Source organism: uncultured Jatrophihabitans sp. (assembly GCF_964252635.1).
In the GTDB taxonomy this organism is placed as follows: Bacteria; Actinomycetota; Actinomycetes; order Mycobacteriales; family Jatrophihabitantaceae; genus Jatrophihabitans.
In genome coordinates, this window is record NZ_CAXUNP010000048.1 from 1 (window position 1) to 20,861 (window position 20,861).

The 20,861-nt window shown below is 72.3% G+C and carries 19 protein-coding genes and 1 pseudogene; 5 read left to right on the forward strand and 15 right to left on the reverse strand.

What is annotated here, in order from left to right:
• Positions 1–41: 41 nt before the first annotated feature.
• Positions 42–1,631: a helicase HerA-like domain-containing protein gene (locus tag ACFFCA_RS16965; protein ID WP_375486914.1), complete on the reverse strand. Its 1,590-nt coding sequence runs from the start codon at positions 1,629–1,631 to the stop codon at positions 42–44.
• A gap of 146 nt (positions 1,632–1,777) precedes the next feature.
• On the opposite strand from ACFFCA_RS16965, the gene ACFFCA_RS16970 reads away from it, so the two are divergent.
• Positions 1,778–2,674, forward strand: coding sequence for a hypothetical protein (locus ACFFCA_RS16970; protein ID WP_375486916.1), 897 nt, complete (start codon positions 1,778–1,780; stop codon positions 2,672–2,674).
• A 74-nt stretch (positions 2,675–2,748) separates the two neighbouring features.
• Here ACFFCA_RS16970 and ffh read toward each other — a convergent pair whose 3' ends face one another.
• The gene (gene ffh / locus ACFFCA_RS16975; RefSeq protein ID WP_375486918.1) at positions 2,749–4,275 is read right to left on the reverse strand and encodes a signal recognition particle protein; all 1,527 of its coding nucleotides are present in this window, start codon (positions 4,273–4,275) and stop codon (positions 2,749–2,751) included.
• Positions 4,276–4,418: 143 nt separating this feature from the next.
• Here ffh and ACFFCA_RS16980 point away from each other — a divergent pair.
• Positions 4,419–5,205, forward strand: a pseudogene (locus ACFFCA_RS16980) (SGNH/GDSL hydrolase family protein).
• A gap of 81 nt (positions 5,206–5,286) precedes the next feature.
• Here the strand turns inward: ACFFCA_RS16980 and fabG are convergent.
• The 7 genes from fabG to lgt form a co-directional block, all read right to left on the reverse strand.
• Positions 5,287–6,051 (reverse strand): 3-oxoacyl-ACP reductase FabG, encoded by a 765-nt coding sequence (fabG, locus tag ACFFCA_RS16985; protein ID WP_375486920.1) that lies wholly within the window; start codon positions 6,049–6,051, stop codon positions 5,287–5,289.
• Positions 6,048–6,848, reverse strand: coding sequence for an SDR family oxidoreductase (locus tag ACFFCA_RS16990; RefSeq protein WP_375486922.1), 801 nt, complete (start codon positions 6,846–6,848; stop codon positions 6,048–6,050). The genes fabG and ACFFCA_RS16990 overlap by 4 nt, the downstream gene beginning before the upstream one ends.
• Positions 6,848–7,825 (reverse strand): LLM class F420-dependent oxidoreductase, encoded by a 978-nt coding sequence (locus ACFFCA_RS16995; protein ID WP_375486924.1) that lies wholly within the window; start codon positions 7,823–7,825, stop codon positions 6,848–6,850. Before ACFFCA_RS16995 ends, ACFFCA_RS16990 begins: the two co-directional genes overlap by 1 nt.
• On the reverse strand, positions 7,818–8,429 hold the full coding sequence (locus ACFFCA_RS17000; RefSeq protein WP_375486926.1) for a TetR/AcrR family transcriptional regulator: 612 nt from the start codon (positions 8,427–8,429) through the stop codon (positions 7,818–7,820). The genes ACFFCA_RS16995 and ACFFCA_RS17000 overlap by 8 nt, the downstream gene beginning before the upstream one ends.
• A 73-nt stretch (positions 8,430–8,502) precedes the next feature.
• A complete protein-coding gene (locus ACFFCA_RS17005) occupies positions 8,503–9,741 on the reverse strand; it encodes an acyl-CoA dehydrogenase family protein (RefSeq protein WP_375486928.1) in 1,239 nt (412 codons plus the stop codon).
• 2 nt (positions 9,742–9,743) lie between these two features.
• Positions 9,744–10,769 (reverse strand): phosphotransferase family protein, encoded by a 1,026-nt coding sequence (locus ACFFCA_RS17010; RefSeq protein WP_375486930.1) that lies wholly within the window; start codon positions 10,767–10,769, stop codon positions 9,744–9,746.
• A gap of 65 nt (positions 10,770–10,834) precedes the next feature.
• Positions 10,835–11,857: a prolipoprotein diacylglyceryl transferase gene (lgt, locus tag ACFFCA_RS17015; protein WP_375486932.1), complete on the reverse strand. Its 1,023-nt coding sequence runs from the start codon at positions 11,855–11,857 to the stop codon at positions 10,835–10,837.
• Positions 11,858–11,908: 51 nt separating this feature from the next.
• Here lgt and ACFFCA_RS17020 point away from each other — a divergent pair, with 51 nt between their 5' ends.
• Both ACFFCA_RS17020 and ACFFCA_RS17025 read left to right on the forward strand, forming a co-directional pair.
• Positions 11,909–12,895 (forward strand): quinone oxidoreductase, encoded by a 987-nt coding sequence (locus ACFFCA_RS17020; protein ID WP_375486934.1) that lies wholly within the window; start codon positions 11,909–11,911, stop codon positions 12,893–12,895.
• 25 nt (positions 12,896–12,920) lie between these two features.
• A complete protein-coding gene (locus ACFFCA_RS17025) occupies positions 12,921–14,456 on the forward strand; it encodes an acyl-CoA synthetase (RefSeq protein ID WP_375486936.1) in 1,536 nt (511 codons plus the stop codon).
• Positions 14,457–14,466: 10 nt separating this feature from the next.
• Here ACFFCA_RS17025 and trpA read toward each other — a convergent pair whose 3' ends face one another.
• Both trpA and trpB read right to left on the reverse strand, forming a co-directional pair.
• Complete coding sequence (gene trpA, locus ACFFCA_RS17030; RefSeq protein ID WP_375486938.1) at positions 14,467–15,264, reverse strand: tryptophan synthase subunit alpha; 798 nt, start codon at positions 15,262–15,264, stop codon at positions 14,467–14,469.
• 61 nt (positions 15,265–15,325) lie between these two features.
• Positions 15,326–16,591: a tryptophan synthase subunit beta gene (gene trpB / locus ACFFCA_RS17035; RefSeq protein WP_375486940.1), complete on the reverse strand. Its 1,266-nt coding sequence runs from the start codon at positions 16,589–16,591 to the stop codon at positions 15,326–15,328.
• Positions 16,592–16,768: 177 nt separating this feature from the next.
• Here trpB and ACFFCA_RS17040 point away from each other — a divergent pair, with 177 nt between their 5' ends.
• A complete protein-coding gene (locus ACFFCA_RS17040; protein ID WP_375486942.1) occupies positions 16,769–17,395 on the forward strand; it encodes a class I SAM-dependent methyltransferase in 627 nt (208 codons plus the stop codon).
• Between the two features lie 10 nt (positions 17,396–17,405).
• Here the strand turns inward: ACFFCA_RS17040 and trpC are convergent, their stop codons facing one another.
• From trpC to hisI, 4 genes are all read right to left on the reverse strand, one after another.
• Positions 17,406–18,218: an indole-3-glycerol phosphate synthase TrpC gene (gene trpC / locus ACFFCA_RS17045; RefSeq protein WP_375486944.1), complete on the reverse strand. Its 813-nt coding sequence runs from the start codon at positions 18,216–18,218 to the stop codon at positions 17,406–17,408.
• A 100-nt stretch (positions 18,219–18,318) separates the two neighbouring features.
• Positions 18,319–18,957 carry a Trp biosynthesis-associated membrane protein gene (locus ACFFCA_RS17050; RefSeq protein ID WP_375486946.1) on the reverse strand — a complete coding sequence of 213 codons (639 nt, stop codon included), beginning with the start codon at positions 18,955–18,957 and terminating at the stop codon, positions 18,319–18,321.
• Positions 18,954–20,468 (reverse strand): anthranilate synthase component I, encoded by a 1,515-nt coding sequence (locus tag ACFFCA_RS17055; protein ID WP_375486947.1) that lies wholly within the window; start codon positions 20,466–20,468, stop codon positions 18,954–18,956. The genes ACFFCA_RS17050 and ACFFCA_RS17055 overlap by 4 nt, the downstream gene beginning before the upstream one ends.
• Positions 20,465–20,848 carry a phosphoribosyl-AMP cyclohydrolase gene (hisI, locus tag ACFFCA_RS17060; RefSeq protein WP_375486949.1) on the reverse strand — a complete coding sequence of 128 codons (384 nt, stop codon included), beginning with the start codon at positions 20,846–20,848 and terminating at the stop codon, positions 20,465–20,467. Before hisI ends, ACFFCA_RS17055 begins: the two co-directional genes overlap by 4 nt.
• Between the last annotated feature and the right edge of the window lie 13 nt (positions 20,849–20,861).

The window sequence follows — 20,861 nt, forward strand, 5'->3', positions numbered from 1 at the left end:
GCGGGACAGCGGTGGACTCAGCGGCGGACTCAGCGGCGGACTCAGCGGCGGCGCGTGCCGAACAGGCCGCGGGTGATCTCTCGTCCCAGCGCGCTGGCCGCCGAACGGGTGAAGGACTTGAAGGCCGGTGACCTGAGGATCTCGCCGATCGCCGAGTCGTCCTTCTTGGGCTTGGCCGCCTTCGGGGCCTTGGGGGCGGGTGCGGCGGGCGCGTCGGGTGTGGGCTCCGGCGGCGGCGCCGCGACGATCTTGGCGGTGAGCTTCTCGTAGGCCGACTCGCGGTCGACGACGTCGCGGTACTTCGGTTGCAGCGGTGAGGCGGTCACGGCCTGCTCCTGCGCGGACGCCTCGATCTGCGCCATCAGCGAGCGTGGGGCGCGCATCCGCGCCCAGGCCACCGGTGTGGGGGCGCCCGATTCCGACAGCACCGTCACGACCGCCTCGCCGGTGCCGAGCTGCTGCAGGGCCTCGGCCAGGTCGTAGTCCTTGGTCTTCGGGTAGGTCTTGACCGCCTTGGCCAGGGCCGCGGCGTCGTCGGGCGTGAAGGCGCGCAGGGCGTGCTGGACGCGGTTGCCGAGCTGCCCCAGCACGGCGTCCGGGACGTCCTGCGGGTTCTGGGTCACGAAGAAGACGCCGACGCCCTTGGAGCGGATGAGCCGGACGGTCTGGGTGATCGAGTCCAGGAACGCCTTGGACGCGTCGTGGAAGAGCAGGTGCGCCTCGTCGAAGAAAAAGACCAGCTTGGGCTGGTCGACGTCGCCGACCTCGGGCAGGTCGTGGAAGAGGTCGGCGAGCAGCCACATGAGGACGGTGCTGAACAGCTGCGGACGGTCCTGCAGGGCCGACAGCTCGACGGCGCTGATGACGCCGTGGCCGTCGGCGTCCGTCCGCAGCAGGTCGGTGGTCTCGAACTCGGGCTCGCCGAAGAACTGATCGCCGCCGACATCCTCCAGCGCGATCAGGTCACGCAGGATGACACCCGCGGTGGCCTTGGACAGCCCGCCCAGGCCCTCGAGGTCGCTCTTGCCCTCGGCACTGGTCAGGTGGGTGATGACCGCCCGCAGGTCCTTGAGGTCCAGCAGCGGCAGGCCGGCCCCGTCGGCGAAGTGGAACACGAGGTTGAGGCTGGACTCCTGGGTGTCGTTCAGCCCGAGCACCTTCGACAGCAGGGTGGGCCCGAAGTCGGTCATGGTGGCCCGGACGGGGACGCCGGTGCCGATGCCGCCGAGGGCCAGGAACTCGACGGGGAAGGCGGTGGGTGCCCAGCCGGAGTCGCCGGTGTCGGCGACGCGCTGGGTGATGCGGTCGTTGCTCGTGCCGGGGGCGCGGAGGCCCGACAGGTCACCCTTGACGTCGGCGACGACCACGGGGACGCCGGCCGCGGACAGCTGCTCGGCCAGGCCCTGCAGCGTCTTGGTCTTGCCGGTGCCGGTGGCGCCCGCGATCAGCCCGTGCCGGTTCATCATCGACAGCGGGACCCGGACCTGCGCGTCCGGGTAGGCGACGCTGTCGAGCACCACGGCGCCGAACTCGACGGCCGCTCCGGTGGTGGCGTACCCGGCCGCGATGCGCTGGGCGTCCGTGGCCTTGGGTCCGGGTCCGGGTGATGATTCGCTCACGTTCGGGAGCATATGGCCCTCGGCAACCGGCCACCGGGCGTCGACGGTATGCAGACGCGCAGGTCAGGGCCCGCGCGTCTGCACACCGTCGCGCAGCAGTTGTCCACAGGCACGCAATCCGGGACCTACGACGTCCCCCGGTGGCCCACTCTGACGCCATGACCGCTGCCGCCGCCCCTCGTCACGAGCCCGACCTGGTGACCACCGCCCGCCAGCTGCTCGCGGGCGGGGTCAGCCGCGGGCAGCTCGACGCCCGCGTCGACTCGGGTCGCTGGCAACGCCTCGGCTTGGCGATCGTGCTGCACAACGGCCCGTTGAGCCCGGCCGAACAGCGGCGGGTCGCGCGCGTCCACGGCGGTCCGCGGGCCGTGTTCACGGCGTTCACGGCGGCAGCGCTCGGTGGGCTCACCGGCTGGACGCGACCGGAACACCATCTGCTCGTTCCGCCGGGCACGCGGCTGCGGTTCGGTTGCCCGGTGCCGGTGCGGCTGCACCAGCACGGCCGTCGGGGCGCGCGCCTCGAGCCGGGACGTCCGCTCGAGTGGCTGCCCGATGCGCTGGTGCGGGCGGCGTCGACGTTCGGCTCCCCGCGACCGGCCTGCGGTGTCCTCGCCGCGTCCGTGCAGCAGCGGGTGGTGACGGCGGCCGCCCTCGACGACGCTCTCGGCCGCGCGATCCGCACACGTCATCGCACGGAACTGGTGGCCGCGCTCGTCGACATCGGCGGCGGATCCCAGGCCCTCAGCGAGATCGACTTCGTCCGCCTGTGCCGCAGGCACCGCCTGCCCGAGCCGATCCGGCAGGCTGTACGGCGCGAACCGTCCGGGCGGCGACGCTACCTCGACGCCGCCTGGCGGCGCGCCGACGGGCGGTTGATCGTGGTCGAGATCGACGGCGCTGTGCACCTGTCGCCGCGCAGATGGTGGGACGACCAGCTGCGCCAGAACGAGATCAGCCTCGCCGACGCGCTGGTCCTGCGCTTTCCGTCGGTGGTGCTGCGGACCGAGGAGCTGATGGTCGTGTCCCAGCTGCGACGTGCGTTACGTGTCCTGTGAACCGGTGAGCGGCGAAACGGTGTGCAGACGCGCGGGTCAGGGCCGGCGCGTCTGCACACCGTCGGGGGCGACCCCTACTGCTTGGGGAACTTCAGCTTGGTGATGTCGGGCAGGTTGAGGTTCGGGTCCTGCGCGGCCGGGCCCTGCGGCAGGCCGGGCATGCCCCCCGGGAAGCCGCCCGGCGGGAAGCCGGCCGGCATCCTCGCCTGCGTCGGCCCGCGGTTGCGGCCCTTGTTCTGCTTGGCCTTGCGCTTGTTCTTCGAGGACTTGGTGGCGCTCTGCTTTCGCATGCCCGGCACCATGCCGCCCATCTGGCCCATCATCTTGCGGGCCTCGAAGAAGCGGTCGACGAGCTGGTTGACCTCGCTGACCTTGACGCCGGAGCCGTTGGCGATGCGCAGCCGCCGCGACCCATTGATGATCTTGGGGTTCTCACGCTCGAGCGGCGTCATGCCCCGGATGATGGCCGCGGTGCGGTCGAGGTCCTTGTCGTCGACATTGGCGAGGGCGTCCTTGATGTTGCCCATGCCGGGCATCATGCCGAGCAGGTTGCCGATCGGGCCCATCCGGCGGATCGCCTGCAGCTGGTCGAGGAAGTCCTCGAGCGTGAACTTGTTGCCGGCGGCCAGCTTGGCCGCCATCTTCTCGGCCTCGTCCTCGTCGAAGTGCTTCTGCGCCTGCTCGATCAGGGTGAGCACGTCACCCATGCCGAGGATGCGCGACGCCATCCGGTCGGGGTGGAAGACGTCGAAGTCTTCGAGCTTCTCGCCGTTGGACGCGAACATGATGGGCTGGCCGGTGATCTCGCGGACCGACAGGGCCGCGCCGCCGCGGGCGTCACCGTCGAGCTTGGTCAGCACGACGCCGGTGAAGCCGACACCGTCCTGGAAGGCCTGCGCGGTGTTGACCGCGTCCTGGCCGACCATCGCGTCGACGACGAACAGCACCTCCTGCGGGTCGACGGCCGCGCGGATGTCAGCAGCCTGCTGCATCATGTCGGCGTCGATGCCCAGGCGGCCCGCGGTGTCGACGAGGACCATGTCGAACTGCTGGCGGCGGGCGTAGTCGATCGAGTCGCGGGCGACCTTCACCGGGTCACCGACGCCGTTCCCGGGCTCCGGCGCGAACGTCGGCACGCCGGCCCGCTCGCCGACGATGGTCAGCTGGTTGACGGCGTTGGGGCGCTGCAGGTCGCAGGCGACGAGCAGGGGCGTGTGGCCCTGGCCGCGCAGCCACCGTGCCAGCTTGCCGGCCAGCGTCGTCTTGCCCGCGCCCTGCAGGCCGGCGAGCATGATCACGGTCGGCGGTTGCTTGGCGAACTGCAGGCGCCGCGTCTCGCCGCCGAGGATGGCGATCAGTTCCTCGTTGACGATCGAGATGACCTGCTGCGCCGGGTTCAGCGCCCGGGAGACGTCCTCGCCGCGGGCCCGTTCCTTGATGCGGTTGATGAACTGACGCACCACCGGCAGGGCGACGTCGGCCTCGAGGAGCGCGATGCGGATCTCGCGGGCGGTCGCATCGATGTCGGCGTCGGTCAGCCGTCCCTTGCCCCGGAGGTTGGTGAAGACCGAGGACAGACGGTCGGAGAGCGTGTCGAACAACGGGTATCCTTCGCGCGGCGGTGACGGGCCGGTCCAGCCTACGTGCCGGGGCCACGATCCCCTGCCTCGCGGCTGGCCCCTCGCGCGGGAATGCGATAGGACATACCTCAGGAATAGTTCTTATCGGACATTCAGGAGGAACCGTGCGCCGGATCCGTCTCGTCGTCGCCGCGCTTGTCGGGGTCGCCGCGCTCATCCTGGCCCTGGCCGCACCCGCCGCGGCCGCCGGCGTCCACTACGTCGCGCTGGGTGACTCCTACTCCTCCGGTGTCGGCGCCGGCGACTACATCAGCTCCAGCGGCGACTGCGACCGCAGCCCGAACGCGTACAGCGCCCTGTGGGCCGACGCCCACTCCCCCGCGTCCTACGTCTCGGCGGCGTGCTCGGGCGCGACGACCTCCGACGTCGAGTCCGGTCAGCTGTCGGCGTTGAGCTCCTCGACCACGCTCGTCAGCATCACGATCGGCGGCAACGACGAGAACTTCAGCGGCGTCATGCAGGACTGCAACCTCGACGGCACCGACACGTGCGTCAGCGAGGTGCACGCGGCCGAGGCCGACGCCCGCGCCACCCTCGGCGGCAAGCTCGACACCTTGTTCGACGACATCACCTCGCGCGCGCCCGACGCCCGGGTCGTCGTGCTCGACTACCCGCACTTCTACGACATGAGCCAGGACTGCGTCGGGCTGAGCCAGGACTCGCGCACCGCCATCGACGGCGGCATCGACACGCTGGCCTCGATCCAGTCCGCGGCCGCAGCGCCACGGCTTCACCTTCGCCGACGTGCGCGGGGCGTTCGCCGGGCACGAGATCTGCGACGACAACCGCTGGCTGCACTCGGTGAACTTCGGTGACTTCGGCGAGTCCTACCACCCGACCGCCGACGGCCACTCCCAGGCGTACCTGCCGACCTTCACCGCCGCCGCCTGACGGCCCGTCCCTCACGAGTTGTCCGCCCCCGGACGCGTTCTGACGCGTCCGGGGGCGGACAACTCGAGGCGAGGCGGTGCCTCAGTGCAGGCCGCTGCCGCCGTCGACGTAGATGACCTGGCCGGTGACGTAACCGGCCTCCTCGCCGGCGAAGAACGCCGCCGTGTTCGCGATGTCGGCCGGTACGCCGCCACGACGGACCGGCAGCGCCGCGGCTGCACCCTCGCGCATCTGCTCGATGGTGGTGCCGATGCGCTCGGCGGTCGCCTTGGTCATGGCCGTCTCGATGAAGCCGGGGGCGATGGCGTTCGCGGTGACGCCGAACGGGCCGAGCTCGATGGCCAGCGTCTTGGTCAGGCCCTGCAGGCCGGCCTTGGCCGTCGAGTAGTTGATCTGGCCGCGGTTGCCGCGCGCGGACGTCGAGGACATGCTGATGATGCGGCCGTACTTGCGCTCCACCATGTGCTTCTGCGCGACCTGGCTGCAGAGGAACGCGCCACGCAGGTGGACGTCCATGACCGTCGACCAGTCGTCGTCGCTCATCTTGAACAGCAGGTTGTCGCGCAGCACGCCGGCGTTGTTGACCAGGATGGACAGGCTGCCGTACTGCCCGACGAGCTCGTCGACCGCGGCCTGCACCTGGTCGCGCTGCGACACGTCGGCGCCCAGCGCCACGGCGGTACCGCCGATGCCGGTGATCTGGTCGACGGTGGCCTGGGCGGCGTCCTTCTGCAGGTCGAGCACGCCCACCTTCGCGCCGTCGGCGGCCAGTCGCGCCGCGATGGCCGCGCCGATCCCCTGGGCGCCGCCCGTGACGAGCGCGACGTGGTCCTTGACTCCGGTCATTGCTGTTCCTCTCGTTGGTGTTCCTTCGCGACCATGCGGCGCATGCCCCGCAGCCAGCGTTCGGGGTCGGTTGCCTTCTGCGCCCAGAACGTACCGACCTCGGGATGGGGCAGGACGAGGAACCGGTCCTCGGCCACCGCGGCCAGCACCGCGTCGGCCACCACCTCGGGCGTGATGATCGTTCCCGAGGCGGCCACCGCCTCGGCGCCAGGGTCGCCCGCGGCCAGCGGATCCATGAGCAGCGGCGTGGACACGCCCAGCGGGCACACGACGCTGACCCCGATGCCGCGGTCGCCGTACATGACGGCCAGGTACTCCGCGAACCCGACCGCGGCGTGCTTGGTGGCGGTGTAGGGGGCGTCCCCGGGCGAGATCAGCAGGCCCGCGGCGGAGGCGGTGTTGACGAGGTAGCCGCGGCCGCGCTCGAGCATGCCTGGCACGACGGCCCGGGCGGCGTACATGTGGGCCATGAGGTTGACGTCGAACGCCCGGTGCCACAGGTCGTCCGGGTCGTCCAGCTCGACGCCCGTGGTGATGCCGGCGTTGGAGCAGAACACGTCGATCCGGCCCTCGCGCTCGGTCGTCCGGCGCACCAGCGCCTCGACCTCGCCCGCGTCGGCGACGTCGACCTGCTCGGCCACACCCCCGACCTCGCGGGCGACCGCCTCCGCGGCGCCGAGATTGCGGTCGACGACGACGACGGCCCGGGCACCGTCGGCGTGGAAACGGCGGGCCAGGGCGGCGCCTATGCCGCTGGCACCGCCCGTGACGACGACGACGCTGTCGCGGACGTCCATCACGCCACCGGCCCGAGGTCGCGGAGCAGGTCGAGGTTCGCAGGGCCGTCCGGCGTCGGCAGCAGCATCATCACCGGCGTCTTCACCCCGGCGTCGGCGTAGGCCTGCACCTGCTCGCGACACGCATGCGGAGTGCCGTGCACGACGAGCTCGTCCACCACGTCGTCGGGCACGGCCGCCGCCGCACCCTTGCGGTCGCCCGCCGCCCACGCGTCGTGCATCGGCTTGAGCCGCTCGCCGCGGCCCAGCCAGTCGTGGAAGGCGGCGTAGGCGGGGACGGTCAGGTACGACGCGAACAGGGTGCGGCCGAGCGACCGCGCGTAGTCGGCGTCGTCGGTCGGGCACACGAAGATCCGCGCGACGACCTCGGGATCGGCATCGGCACCGGCTCCGGCGTGCAGCTCGGCCAGGCACTGCGCGACGTCGTGGGCGGCGAGCCAATTGAGGATCGCACCGTCGGACTCGCGTCCGGCCAGGCGCAGCATCTGCGCGCGCAGCGCGGCCACGAGCACCATCGGCTTCGGGTCCGGCGCCTTGTCCAGCTTGAAGCGGTGCACGCTGATCGTGTCGAAGTCCCCGGTCACGCGCTCGCCGCCGAGCAGCGCGTTCGTCGTGCGCAACACGTCCCGCGTGCGGCGGAACGGCTGCTCGAAGGGGATGCCGTTCCAGTCACCGACGATCACCGGGCTCGAGGCGCCCAGGCCGAGGACGAACCGGCCGGGTGCCGCGGCGGCCAGCGACGCCGCCGACATCGCGATCAACGCCGGGCCACGGGTGTAGACGGGCACGATCGCCGTACCGAGTCGCAGGGTGGGCTCCCACGCCGCGGCCAGCGCCAGCGGGGTGAACGCGTCCGTGCCGTTCGTCTCGGCCGACCACACGTCGGTGTAGCCGAGGTCGGGCAGCGCGCGCACGATCGCGGCGTGCTCGGGCAACGGCACCCCCAGCAACGGGATGGTCAGGCCCCACCTAGTCATCGGATTCCCTCTCCACGGTGTCGGCTCGCGGCGCGACGCCGAGGCCGGTGAGCACGAACTCGGCGATCTCCGCGCCGAGCTGTTGCGGACGCTTGCGGCCGGTCGGCCGGTACCAGACCGGCAGTTCGTTCACCACGCCGAAGATGGTGAAGGTGACGGTGTCGGCGGCCACCGCGGTGGCGAAGCTGCCGTCGGTCTGCCCGGCGCGGACCACGCCGCGCACCGCGTCGTGGCAGCGCCGCCGTTGCCTGCGGTACTGCTCGGCGCGCTCGTCGCCCAAGCTGTGCATCTCGCGCCAGAACACCTTGGCCTGCTGGGCGCTGCCGGCTGTGGACACGACCAGCTCGACGATCATCGCGCGCAGTGTGGTGGCCGGCGGGCCGCCGCGGGCGGCGAGCTCGTCCATGGCCGCGACCTGCCGGTCGATCAGGTCGCCGTACACCTCGTAGAGCAGGTCCTCCTTGCTCGCGAAGTGGTGGTAGAAGCCGCCCTTGGCCACGCCGGCCGCGGTGACGACCTGCGACACGGAGGTGCGCTCGTACCCCTGCTGCGCGAACAGGTCGACGGCCGCGGTCAGTACCCGCGTCCGCAGATCCGGCTCCAACGTCCTCACTCCGTTCGGCCGGCAGAGCAGGAACCCCTGTGGCTCGCTCCGCAGGCGTCGCTCGCGTACACGCTCAGGCCGGCGCGAAGCGACGCAGCTCCTGGCGGGCGACGGTGCGCAGGTGCACCTCGTCGGGGCCGTCGGCGAGGTGCAGGGTGCGCAGCTGGGCCCACATCTCGGCGAGCGGCACCTCGTGGTCGACGCCGGCCGCGCCGTGGGTCTGGATGGCGCGGTCGAGGACGTAGGACGCGGCTCGCGGTGCCGCCACCTTGATGGCCGCGATCTCGGTACGGGCCTGCCGGGCGCCGACGGTGTCGATGAGCCACGCGGCGTTGAGCACGAGCAGCCGGGCCTGGTTGATGGCCAGCCGCGACTCGGCGATCCACTGCTGCACGACGCCCTGCGACGCGACCGGCCCGCCGAAGGCGACGCGCTGCGAGGCACGCGTGCACATCAGTTCGAGGGCACGCTCGGCCATGCCGAGGGTGCGCATGCAATGGTGGATGCGTCCGGGGCCCAGGCGGGCCTGGGCCATCATGAAGCCGCCGCCCTGCGGGCCGAGCAGGCTCTCGGCGGGGACGCGGACGTCGTAGTCGATGAGCCCGTGACCGCCGTGCGTGCCGTCGTCGTAGCCGAAGACCGTCGTCGACCGCTGGATGGTGACGCCGTCGGCGTCGAGCGGCACCAGGATCATCGAGTGCCGGGCGTGCCGTGGGGCGTCCGGGTCGCTGACGCCCATCACGATCGCGACCTTGCACTCGGGCCGCATCGCCCCGCTCGACCACCACTTGCGCCCGCGCACGACGTAGTCGTCGCCGTCACGGGTGATGGTCGTGGCGATGTTCGTGGCGTCCGAGGACGCGACGTCGGGCTCGGTCATCGAGAAGCACGAGCGGATCTCGCCCTCGAGCAACGGCTCGAGCCACTGCGTGACCTGCTCCGGCGTGGCGAACATCGACAGCAACTCCATGTTGCCGGTGTCCGGCGCCGCACAGTTCATGGCCTCGGGGGCGATGTGCCCGGAGCGGCCGGACAGCTCGGCGATCGGGGCGTAGTCGAGCACCGTCAGCCCGGCGCCGCGCTCGGTCTCACCGTCCTTCGCCTTGGGCAGGAACAGGTTCCACAGACCGCGCTTACGGGCGCGCTGCTTGATGTCGGCCAGTACCTCGGGCGTCCGGAACGGGTCACCGGCCGCCCGGTTGGCGGTGGCCTGCTCGTCGAACGTGGCCTCGGCGGGGTACACGTCCTCGTCGAGGAAGCGGCGCATCTCGTCCTGCAGGGCGAGCGAGCGATCGCTGTGTGCGAAGTCCATGGTCAGCTCCCGGATAGCGAGTGGAGTGCGTGGTCGAGCAGGGTGGGGACGGCGTCCCCGTAGTGCGAGAAACCCTCGCCGACGGTCTTGCCCGCCAGGTAACGGTGGTGGATGCCCTCGCTGATGACGGCGAGCTTGAAGTAGCCGAAGCCGACGTGCCAGTCGAGATGCTCGGTGCTGCGCGACGAGTGCTCGGCGTAATGGGCCACCGCCTGCGCCCCCGTCCAGAAACCCTGTTCCGGCGACATCCGCGGGCCGGTCAGCGCCTGTTCGGCGGCGAGGTCGGTGTAGACGACGAGCAGGCCGAGGTCGGTGAGCGGGTCGCCGAGGGTGGCCATCTCCCAGTCGAGCACGGCCGGGATGCGGGTGACGTCGGGGGTGTACATGACGTTGGTGAGGCGGTAGTCGCCGTGCACGATGCCCGGCGCCGACTGCTCCGGCAGGGTTTCCTGCAACCGTCCGACCACCTCGGCCAGCACGGCGAGCGGGCGGGTCTCGGACGCCTGCCACTGCTTCGACCAGCGCCGCAGCTGGCGCTCCAGGAAACCGTCCGGACGACCGAACTCGGCGAGGCCGACCGCTGCGGGGTCGACCTCGTGCAGCGCGACCAGCGTGTCGACGAGCAGCCGGCACGCGCGGTCGGCGTCGTCCGGGGTGAGCGCGTCGAGCAGGTCCGGCTTGTCGAGCACCACCCCGTCGACGAAGTTCATCAGGTAGAACGGCGCCCCGAGCACCTCGACGTCCTGGCACAGCGCGATCGCCGACGGCACCGGGACCGCGACGTCGGCCGGGGTCAGGGCGTTGATCACCGTGAACTCGCGGACCATGTCGTGCGCCGTGGGCAGCACGTGCGCCAGAGGCGGTCGGCGCAGCGCCCAGGTCGATTCCCCGTCGGTGACGCGGTAGGTCAGGTTGGACTTGCCGCCGGCCACGACCTCGCCGCGCAGCTCGCCGCGGCGCAGTCCCGGCTGCTCGGTGTCGAGCCAGCCGGTGAGCCGGTCGAGGTCCAGTCCGGGGAGGTCGGCCATCCCTCAGACCCTAGAGACCGACCGGTCGGTCGGTCAACAGTGCCGTCGCTGCGCAGACGCGCGGGTCAGGACGGGCGCGTCGGCACGTCGTCCGAACCCACGTCGTCGTCGGAACCGGCCTGCGCGTCGTCGGGCCTCGGCTCGGCGCCGGCATCCGGGTCCGCGGCACCGCGTTTCGCCTCCGGCTCGGCCTCCGTCACCGCCGTGCGCTCGGCGTAGTACGGCGTCGACTCGCGCCGGGCGCGGAACCCGTCGTGCAGCACGAAGTACAGCAACGCGAACAGGAACACGATGACGGCCGTCCACACGTTGAGCCGCAGGCCGAGGATGTGGTTGGCGTGGTCGGTGCGCAGGGCCTCGATCCACACCCGCCCGGCGGTGTAACCCATGACGTAGAGCGCCATCACGTTCCCACGGCCCAGGCGCAGCCGCCGGTCGATGATCAGCAGCGCGACCCCGACCACCACGTCCCAGATCAGCTCGTAGAGGAACGTCGGCTGGTACATGCCGTGGACCAGCGCGCTGCCGCGGCAGACCTGCCCCCCGTCCGCCGTGCCGAAGCGGGTCGTGTGCCCGGTGGCGACGTCGAGGCAGTGCACCTTCAGGCCCCACGGCAGCGAGGTGGACGCACCGTAGAGCTCGTTGTTGAACCAGTTGCCGACCCGGCCGATGGCCTGGGCGAAGATGACGCCCGGGACGGCCGCGTCGGCGAAGACGCGCAGGTCGATGCCGCGGCGGCGGCACCCGATCCAGGCGCCGAACGTCCCCAACGCGATGGCCCCCCAGATGCCGAGCCCGCCGTCCCAGATCTTCAGGGCGTTGATCGGGTGCTTGCCCTTGTCGAAGTACAGCTCGGGGTCGGACACGACGTGGTAGAGCCGGCCGCCGAGGATGCCGAGCACGATCGCCCAGGCCGCCACGTCCCAGACGTGGTCGGACTTGCCGCCCCGCTCGACCCAGCGACGCGTCGTGAGCCAGACCGCGAGCAGGATGCCGGCGATGATGCACAACGCGTACGCCCGCACCGGGAACGGCCCGAGATGCCACACGCTCTGCGTGGGGCTGGGGATGGACGCGAGCGGGTGCACGCGACCACGGTAGCTGTCGTGCCGGGCCGGTCCCCCGCTACGTTGAGCCGTATGCCAGGCGACACCGACATCCGCGCCCTGACCGTGCCCAGGTCGGGCGGCATCGACGTCCTCGAGCTCCGCACGGTGCCCCGTCCCCGCCCGGGCGCCGGCCAGCTGCTTGTCCAGGTCCTCGCGTCGGGCGTGAACTTCAAGGACGTCTACATGCGGGAGGGCATCTACCCCACCTCCCCGCCGTTCGTCCTCGGTGACGAGTGCGCCGGCCGCGTGATCGAGCTCGGTGCGGGGGTCACGGGTTTCGCCGTCGGCGACGTGGTCGCGACCGCCTCCGCGGTGGGCGGGGCCCACGCCGAGGTCGTCGTGCTCGACGCGGCGCGGACGGTGACCCTGCCCGAGGGCGTGGACGCCGAGACGGGCGCCGCGGCGATGCTGCAGGGCATGACTGCGCACTACCTCGTGCATGCGACTCATCCTGTGGCTCAGGGTGAGTCGGTGCTGGTGCACGCCGCGGCCGGCGGTGTGGGCGCGCTGCTGGTGCAGATGGCCAAGGCGCAGGGCGCTCAGGTCGTCGCCACGGTCGGCAGTGCGGCGAAGGTCGCGGTCGCACGGGACGCGGGCGCCGACCACGTCCTGCGGACCGACGAGGGCGATCTCGCTGCCCGGGTGCGTGAGATCGTGCCGGACGGCGTGGACGTGGTCTACGACGGTGTCGGCGCCGCGACGTTCGAGGCCTCGCTGGCGTCGCTGCGGCGGCGCGGGATGCTGGCCCTGTTCGGGGCCTCGAGCGGCCAGGTGCCGCTATTCGACCTCCAACGCCTCAACCCCCTGGGCTCGCTGTTCGTCACCCGCCCGACGCTGGCCGACTACGCCGCGACTCCCGAGGAGCTGCGCGAGCGGGCCGGCGACGTGTTCGCCGCGGTGGCGGAGGGCACCATCCGGGTGCCCGTCGGCGGGCGGTACGCCCTCGACGACGCCGCCCGCGCGTACGACGACCTGGAGAACCGCCGGACGACCGGGAAACTGCTGCTCGTGCCGTAGGGCCGCACTCTCTAGAGTCCGGACCGTGACCGATCCCGGCTCCGGCGCACGCACCAGCACCGTCGACGACATCGTCCGACGCAGCGCCACGCGACATCCCGACCGCACCGCGCTCGTCTTCGGCGAGCGACGGTGGACCTACGCCGAGCTGGACGCCGGAATCACCCGGGCCGCCGGCCACCTGCTGTCACTGGGCCTGGCCAAGGGCGACCGCGTGGCCACCGTGGGCACGAATTCCGACGCCTACCTCCTGGCCTTCCTCGGGTGTGCCCGTGCCGGCCTGGTGCACGTTCCCGTCAACTACGCGCTCACCGGCGGGGAGCTCGCCTACCTGCTGCGCCAGTCGGGCAGTCGCGTCGCGCTCGTCGACCCACCGCTGCGTGCCGGCGTCGAGGCGGTCCTCGGTGACACCGCGGTCGAGCGGGTGCTGACGCTGCAGGGCGCCGACGACGCCGTGCTGGCGGCGTGGTCGTCGGGCCCGCTGCCCGCCCTCACCGTGGAGGTCGCCGACACCGACCTCGTGCAGCTGCTCTACACGTCCGGCACGACGTCGTCGCCGAAGGGCGCGATGATGACGCACCGCGCGCTCGTGCACGAGTACGTGTCGTCGCTGCACGCATTGGACTTCCACGAGGACGACAACCCGCTGCACTGCATGCCGCTCTACCACTCGGCCGGCATGCACGTGTTCCTGCTGCCGTCGTTGGCCGTCGGCGCCGTCAACCATCTGTTGCCGCGGCCCGACGTGGCCGAGGTCCTGCGCCGCGTCGGGGCCGACCGGATCGGGTCGCTGTTCCTGGCGCCGACGGTGTGGGTGCCGCTCGCCAACCATCCGGACCTGGCAACGGCCGAACTGGGCTCGCTGCGCAAGGCCTACTACGGCGCGTCGATCATGCCGGTGCCCGTGCTCAAGCGGTTGCAGGAACGCCTTCCCGACCTGGCGTTCTACAACTGCTTCGGGCAGTCCGAGATCGGCCCGCTGGCCTGCGTGCTGCGCCCCGAGGAGCACGAGCAGCGGCCCGAGTCGTGCGGGCGTTCCGTGCTGTTCGTCGAGACGCGGGTGGTCGACGACGACGGCAACGACGTACCCCCTGGTACGTCGGGCGAGGTCGTCTACCGGTCGCCGCAGCTGTGCGTGGGCTACTGGGACAAGCCCGACGAGACGTCGGAGGCCTTCCGCGACGGCTGGTTCCGTTCCGGCGACCTCGTGCAGCAGGACGCCCAGGGTTACCTGACCGTCGTCGACCGCATCAAGGACGTCATCAACACCGGCGGCGTGCTCGTTGCGTCACGCGAGGTCGAGGACGCGCTGTACACCCACGGCGCAGTGGCCGAGGTGGCCGTCATCGCCACCCCGGACCCGCGCTGGATCGAGGCCGTCACCGCGGTGGTCGTCCTGCGCGACGGTGCGTCGGCCGACGAGGCCGCGCTGATCGCGCACGCCCGTACGTCGCTCGCGTCCTACAAGCTGCCGAAGCGCGTCCACTTCGTCGACGAGCTGCCCCGCAATCAGAGCGGCAAGCTGCTCAAGCGGGTCCTGCGCGACGAGTTGGCGGACTGACGCGGGTTCGTCAGCGGCGCGAGACGCCGGTGGCGAGCTCGGCGGACAGCGCCCGGACGGCGTCGACGCCGCGTGCGTCCGGTGCGTCGAGCAGGCAGCGCACCAGCGCCGAGCCCACGATGACGCCGTCGGCGTACGCCGCGATCTCGGCGGCCTGCGCGCCGGTGCTGACCCCGAGGCCCACGCAGATGGGCACGCCGGGTGCGAGCGCACGAACGCGTTCGACCAGGACCGCTGCGGCTCCCCCGACGCTGGTGCGGGCGCCGGTGACGCCCATGACCGCGCTGGCGTAGACGAACCCGCGCGACGCCTGGACCGTCGAGACGATCCGCGCGTCGGTCGAGGACGGCGCCACCAGGAAGATCCGGTCGAGGTCGTGGGCGTCGCTGGCCACCATCCACTCCGCCGCCTCGTCCGGGATGAGGTCGGGCGTGACCGCCCCGGACCCGCCGGCCGACGCGAGATCCGCGGCGTAGCGCGCGACGCCGTAGCGCTCGATCTGGTTCCAGTAGCCCATGGTCACCGCGGCCCCGCCGGCGTCGGCGACCGCCGCCACCGCGGCGAGCGCGTCGTGCACCCCGACGCCCGCCTGCACGGCCGGTTGTGTCGCGGCCTGGATGGTCGGGCCGTCCATGACCGGGTCGCTGTAGGGGATGCCGACCTCGACGACGTCGCAGCCGCCCTCGACGAGGGCCCGCATGGCCTGGATCGAGGTCGGGACGTCGGGGTAGCCGACGGGCAGGTACCCGACGAGGGCCGCCCGTCCGTCCGCCTTGGCCTTGGCCAGCGTGTCGGACAGAGCGCTCACGCCCTCACTCCGTTCGGCCGTGCAGAGCCGCCAAGCCGACGATTCGCTCCGCAAGCGTCGCTCATGGGGTGACGCCTGTGGGGCCGCCGGGGACGGCGCCCTCCTCCTGCGGCTCGGCGGGCGTGAGCCCGAACCAGCGCGAGGCCGTCTCGACGTCCTTGTCGCCGCGCCCGGACAGGTTCACCAGTACGACACCGTCCGGCCCGAGCTCGCGGCCCAGCACCAGCGCACCGGCCAGCGCGTGCGCGGACTCGATGGCCGGGATGATGCCCTCGGTGCGGGAGAGCAGCGAGAAGGCCTCCATGGCCTGGGCGTCGGTGACGGGGCGGTACTCGGCGCGGCCGATGTCGTGCAGGTAGGAGTGCTCCGGTCCGACGCCCGGGTAGTCGAGGCCGGCCGAGATGGAGTGGGATTCGACGGTCTGGCCGTTCTCGTCCTGCAGCAGGTAGGACCGCGCACCGTGCAGCACACCGGGCAGGCCGCCGCTGATCGAGGCCGCGTGGCGCCCGGTCTCGACGCCGTCACCGGCCGCCTCGAGCCCGACGAGTCGCACGTCTGCGTCGTCGACGAACGACGTGAAGATGCCGATGGCGTTGGACCCGCCGCCGACGCACGCGGCGACCGCGTCGGGAAGGCGTCCGACCCGCTCCAGCATCTGCTCGCGGGCCTCGTCGCCGATGATGCGCTGGTACTCGCGGACCATCATCGGGAACGGGTGCGGACCGGCCGCGGTGCCGAAGATGTAGTTGGTGGTGTCGACGTTGGTGACCCAGTCGCGCATCGCCTCGTTGATTGCGTCCTTGAGCGTGCGCGAGCCGGTGGTCACCGGGACGACCTCGGCGCCGAGCAGCCGCATGCGGGCGACGTTCAGCGCCTGCCGGCGGGTGTCCTCCTCGCCCATGTAGACGACGCAGTCGAGGCCGAACAGCGCGGCGGCGGTCGCGGTGGCCACGCCGTGCTGGCCCGCGCCGGTCTCGGCGATGACCCGCTGCTTGCCGATGCGCTGGGTCAGCAGGCCCTGGCCCAGCACGTTGTTGATCTTGTGCGAGCCGGTGTGGTTGAGATCCTCACGCTTGAGCAGGATCCGGGCACCACCCGCGTGCTCGGCGAAGCGCGGCACGTCGGTGAGCGGGGACGGGCGACCGCTGTAGTCACGGTGCAGGCGGGCCAGCTCGGCCCGGAACTCCGGGTCGGCCTGCGTCGCGTGGAACGCGGCGGTGAGGTCGTCGATCGCGGCGACCAGGGCCTCGGGGACGAAGCGCCCGCCGTAGGGGCCGAAGTGGCCGGTGCTGTCGGGGACGGTGCGTGCGGTGGTGATCGTGCTCATGGCTGGCTCCGGAGGGGCAGGTGGGCACCGGGTGTCATGCACTCGGGCCCGGACGACGGGTGACGGGGCGTCACCGACGCCATCGGCCGCCGACGGTCGCGCAGAGCTGGCTCGGGTGCACGGGGCGAGCCTACCGTCCGGCCCCCGTCGCGGCCTCGCGCCGGTAGGGTCCGCCGGGTGACGGGCGAGCGCGGATCTGCCGGGACCGGCTCGCTGCGCTGGTTCACCGAGTTCGGACCGGATCACTCCCGTCGTTACGTCGAACGGTTCCGGGCCCTGGCCGCGGACGGCGCCGACATCGACGGTGAGGCCCGCCTGATGGACGCCCTGCTACCGCGGCACGCACGCGTGCTGGACGGCGGCTGCGGCCCCGGCCGGGTGGGCGCCGCCCTGGCCGCGCTCGGACACGAGGTCACCGGGGTGGACGCCGACCAGGTGCTGATCGCCGCGGCCGAGGCCGACCATCCCGACGTCGAGTGGGTGCTGTCCGACCTCACCGACTACACCTGCGAGGAGCCGTTCGACGCGGTGGTGCTGGCGGGCAACGTCCTGGTCTACGTCGCGCCCGGGTCCGAGGCCTCGGTGATCGCCGGCCTGACGGCCTGCCTGGCGCCGGGAGGGTTGTTCGTCTGCGGCTTCGCCACCGACCGCGACTACGGCGTCGCCGATCTCGACCGCGACTGCACCGCGGTCGGGCTCGTGCTGGAGCACCGGTTCGCGACCTGGGACGCGCGGCCGTGGCGCGCCGACGCCGAGTGGGCCGTCAGCATCTTCCGCCGTCCCGGGTCGAGAGCCGGCGCCTGAACAGCGACGGTCAGCGCGACGGGCGGGGCGTGGCGGGATGCGCGCCCGCGGTGACCAGCTCGGCCACGGCCTGACGCGGGTCCGCGCCGGTGACCAGGGTCTCGCCGACCAGCACGGCATCGGCTCCGCACGCGGCGTACTCGATCAGGTCGATGGGCCCGCGCACGCCGGACTCGGCGATCTTCACCACGCCGCTCGGCAACCCGGGTGCGATCCGCTCGAAGGTGGACCGGTCGACCTCGAGCGTGCGCAGGTTGCGGGCGTTGACCCCGATGACGCGCGCGCCGGCGTCGAGCGCACGTGACGCCTCGTCCTCGGTGTGCACCTCGACCAGCGCGGTCATCCCGAGCGACTCGATGCGTTCGCGTAATCCGGTCAGCGCGTTCTGCTCGAGCGCGGCGACGATCAGCAGAACGAGATCGGCACCGTGGGCGCGGGCCTCGTGCACCTGGTAGGAACCGACGACGAAGTCCTTGCGCAGCACCGGGACCTGCACCGCGGCGCGCACGACGTCGAGGTCGTCCAGCGAGCCGCCGAAGCGGCGCTGCTCGGTGAGCACGCTGATGACGCGCGCGCCGCCCGCCTCGTACTGGCCGGCGAGGTGCGCGGGATCGGTGATGGTCGCCAGGGGCCCCTTGGAGGGGCTGCGCCGCTTGACCTCGGCGATGACGCCGACGCCGGGTGCGCACAGGGCCGCGAACGCATCGCGGGCCGGGCGCACGGCAGCGGCCTGTTCCCGAACCGCGTCGAGGGGCAGGTCGGCCTCGCGTCGCGCGACGTCCTCACGAACGCCGGCGACGATCTCGTCCAGTACGGTCGCCACCGGATCAGCCTCCCGTCGGCAGTGCTTCGGCCGGTGTGCTCGCCCCCGAGACTATCGAGGGGGCACGGTGACTCGTGCGTCGGGTGCGCGCGGGACCGGTTCAGCGCGAGGTCGGGTCCTCGCCTCGATCGAGCGCGGTCCACAGGGCCGTGGCGGCCTTCTGCGGGTTCGCCTCGGCCTGCGCCGCCTCCTGCGCGACGGCCCGGTTCTCGTACCGCGAGGACAGCGCACTCCACCGGTGGCCGCGCCAGGCGACCAATGCGCCCGCGACCAGCACGAGCACGCCGCAGACCAGTACCAGCACCGGCCACACGCCGTGCACGTCGACGTGGGGTGCGAGCGGCGACCCGCCCACAGTGCGGTGGCGGTCGAGCACGAGCCGGCGCGCGCGCCCGGTGCCGACGGCGTCGAACGACTCGACGGCGCGCCAGACCAGACCGACGCCGGCCAGGGCGATGACCCCGCCGATGATGCGGCGCAGCAGCCCTCGCGTCGCCAGGACGGCGACGACTCCGGCCAGGGCTACCAGGGCCAGCGCGGTCGCGGCGGAGTCCAGGGTGCGGCCGCTGACGTCCAGGACGTCGTCGGGTCGTCCCGGGCCGCGCGGCGTCGTGATGGTCTGCCACGTCCGGCCCCCGATGAGCAGCGCCGCCCCGGCGGCGACCAGGTCGAGGATCAGCGCGAGCGCGTACTCGAGGTGCCGTCCGGCCGGACGTCCGCGCCGGGTGGGCGCGCTCACGTCACGGTCCGCAGCGTCTCGGCGGTGGCGATGGCCTGCAGCACGGCCCGCGCCTTGTTGCGGGTCTCCTGCTCCTCCTGGGCGGGGACGCTGTCGGCCACCACGCCGGCCGCGGCCTGCACGTAGGCCTTGCCCTCGCGCATGACGGCGGTGCGGATCGCGATGGCCATGTCGAGGTCACCGGCGGCGTCGAGGTAGCCGACCGCGCCGCCGTAGACGTTGCGCCGCACCGGCTCGAGCGCGTCGATGAGCTCCATCGCCCGCACCTTCGGCGCCCCGGTCAGGGTGCCCGCCGGGAAGGTCGCGGTGAGCACGTCGAAGGCGTCCATGCCCTCGGCCACCTCGGACTCGACCGTCGACACGATGTGCCAGACGTGGCTGTACCGCTCGACCGCGCCGAACTCGACCACCTGCACCGACCCCGACGTAGACACCCGGCCGAGGTCGTTGCGGGCGAGGTCGACGAGCATGACGTGCTCGGCCTGCTCCTTGGTGTCGCTGACCAGCTCGGCGGCCAGCGCGGCGTCCTGCTCGGCCGTTTCGCCCCGGCGGCGTGTGCCGGCGATGGGGTGCAGCACGGCGCGGCGCCCGTTCACCGACACCAGCGCCTCAGGGCTGCAACCGACGATGTCGACGGGGTCCTCGAGCGTGCCCGCACGCAGGAAGTACATGTACGGCGACGGGTTGAGCGTCCGGAGTACGCGGTACACGTCCAGCGGGTCGGCGTCGGTGTCGGCCACGAACCGCTGGCCCACCTGGATCTGGAACACCTCCCCTGCACGGACGGCCTCGAGGGCCCGTTCGACCGCGGGCTGGTACTGCCCCTCGGGGGTGCGCGAGACCGCGTCCTTCGGCGGGGCCGGCGACGTCGTGGCCACGGTGGGCAGGGTCGGGGTGGCGAGGTCGGACTGCATGACGTCGAGCCGGCGGACGGCGTCGGCGTAGGCGTCGTCGAGCTCGACGCCGCTCATCCCCGGCTGCAGCACCGCGTTGGCGATGAGCACCACGGTGCACTCGTGGTGGTCGACCGCAGCCAGATCGGTGACGAGCAGCATGGTGAGGTCCGGCAGGCCCAGCTCGTCGACGGCCTGCTCGGGAAGGCGTTCGATGCTGCGGACGACGTCGTAGCCGAGATAGCCCACGAAGCCACCGGTGAGCGGCGGCAACCCGGGCAGCCGCGGACCCTTCGTGGCGCGCCACGCCGCTCCGAGCGCGGCCAGCGGATCCCCCGACGTCGGCACGCCCGGCGGCACCGCCCCCGTCCACGACGCCTCGCCGTCGACGACCGACAGGGCGGCGCGGGCGTTCACGCCGACGAAGGACCAGCGCGAGAACGACGCACCGGGTTCGGCGGACTCCAGCAGGAACGTTCCCGGTCGCCCTGCGGCGAGCTTGCGGTACACGCCGACCGGCGTCTCGGCGTCGGCGAACAGCGTTCGGGTGACGGGAACGAGCCGGTGCGAGCCGACGAGCCGGTCGAGGTCGGCGCGGCCGATGGGCGGCGCCGTCATCGAGGCGACACGTCGAGACGACCGCCGGCGTCGAAGCAGCTGCGCTCGCCGGTGTGGCAGGCCGGGCCGACCTGGTCGACGGTGACCAGCAGGGCGTCGGCGTCGCAGTCGAGCGCCACCGCCTTCACGTGCTGCACGTGGCCCGACGTCTCACCCTTGACCCAGTACTCCTGCCGGGACCGCGACCAGTAGGTGGCGCGCCCGGTGGCCAGGGTGCGGTGCAGCGCCTCGTCGTCCATCCAGCCGACCATGAGGACCTCGCGCGTGTCGTACTGCTGGACGACGGCGGCGACGAGGCCGGCGGCGTCACGCTTGAGCCGACCGGCGACGGCCGGGTCGAGGTCCGAGTGGCCCTGGCCGGGACCTGCGGGGGCGGACATACCTGCGATTGTG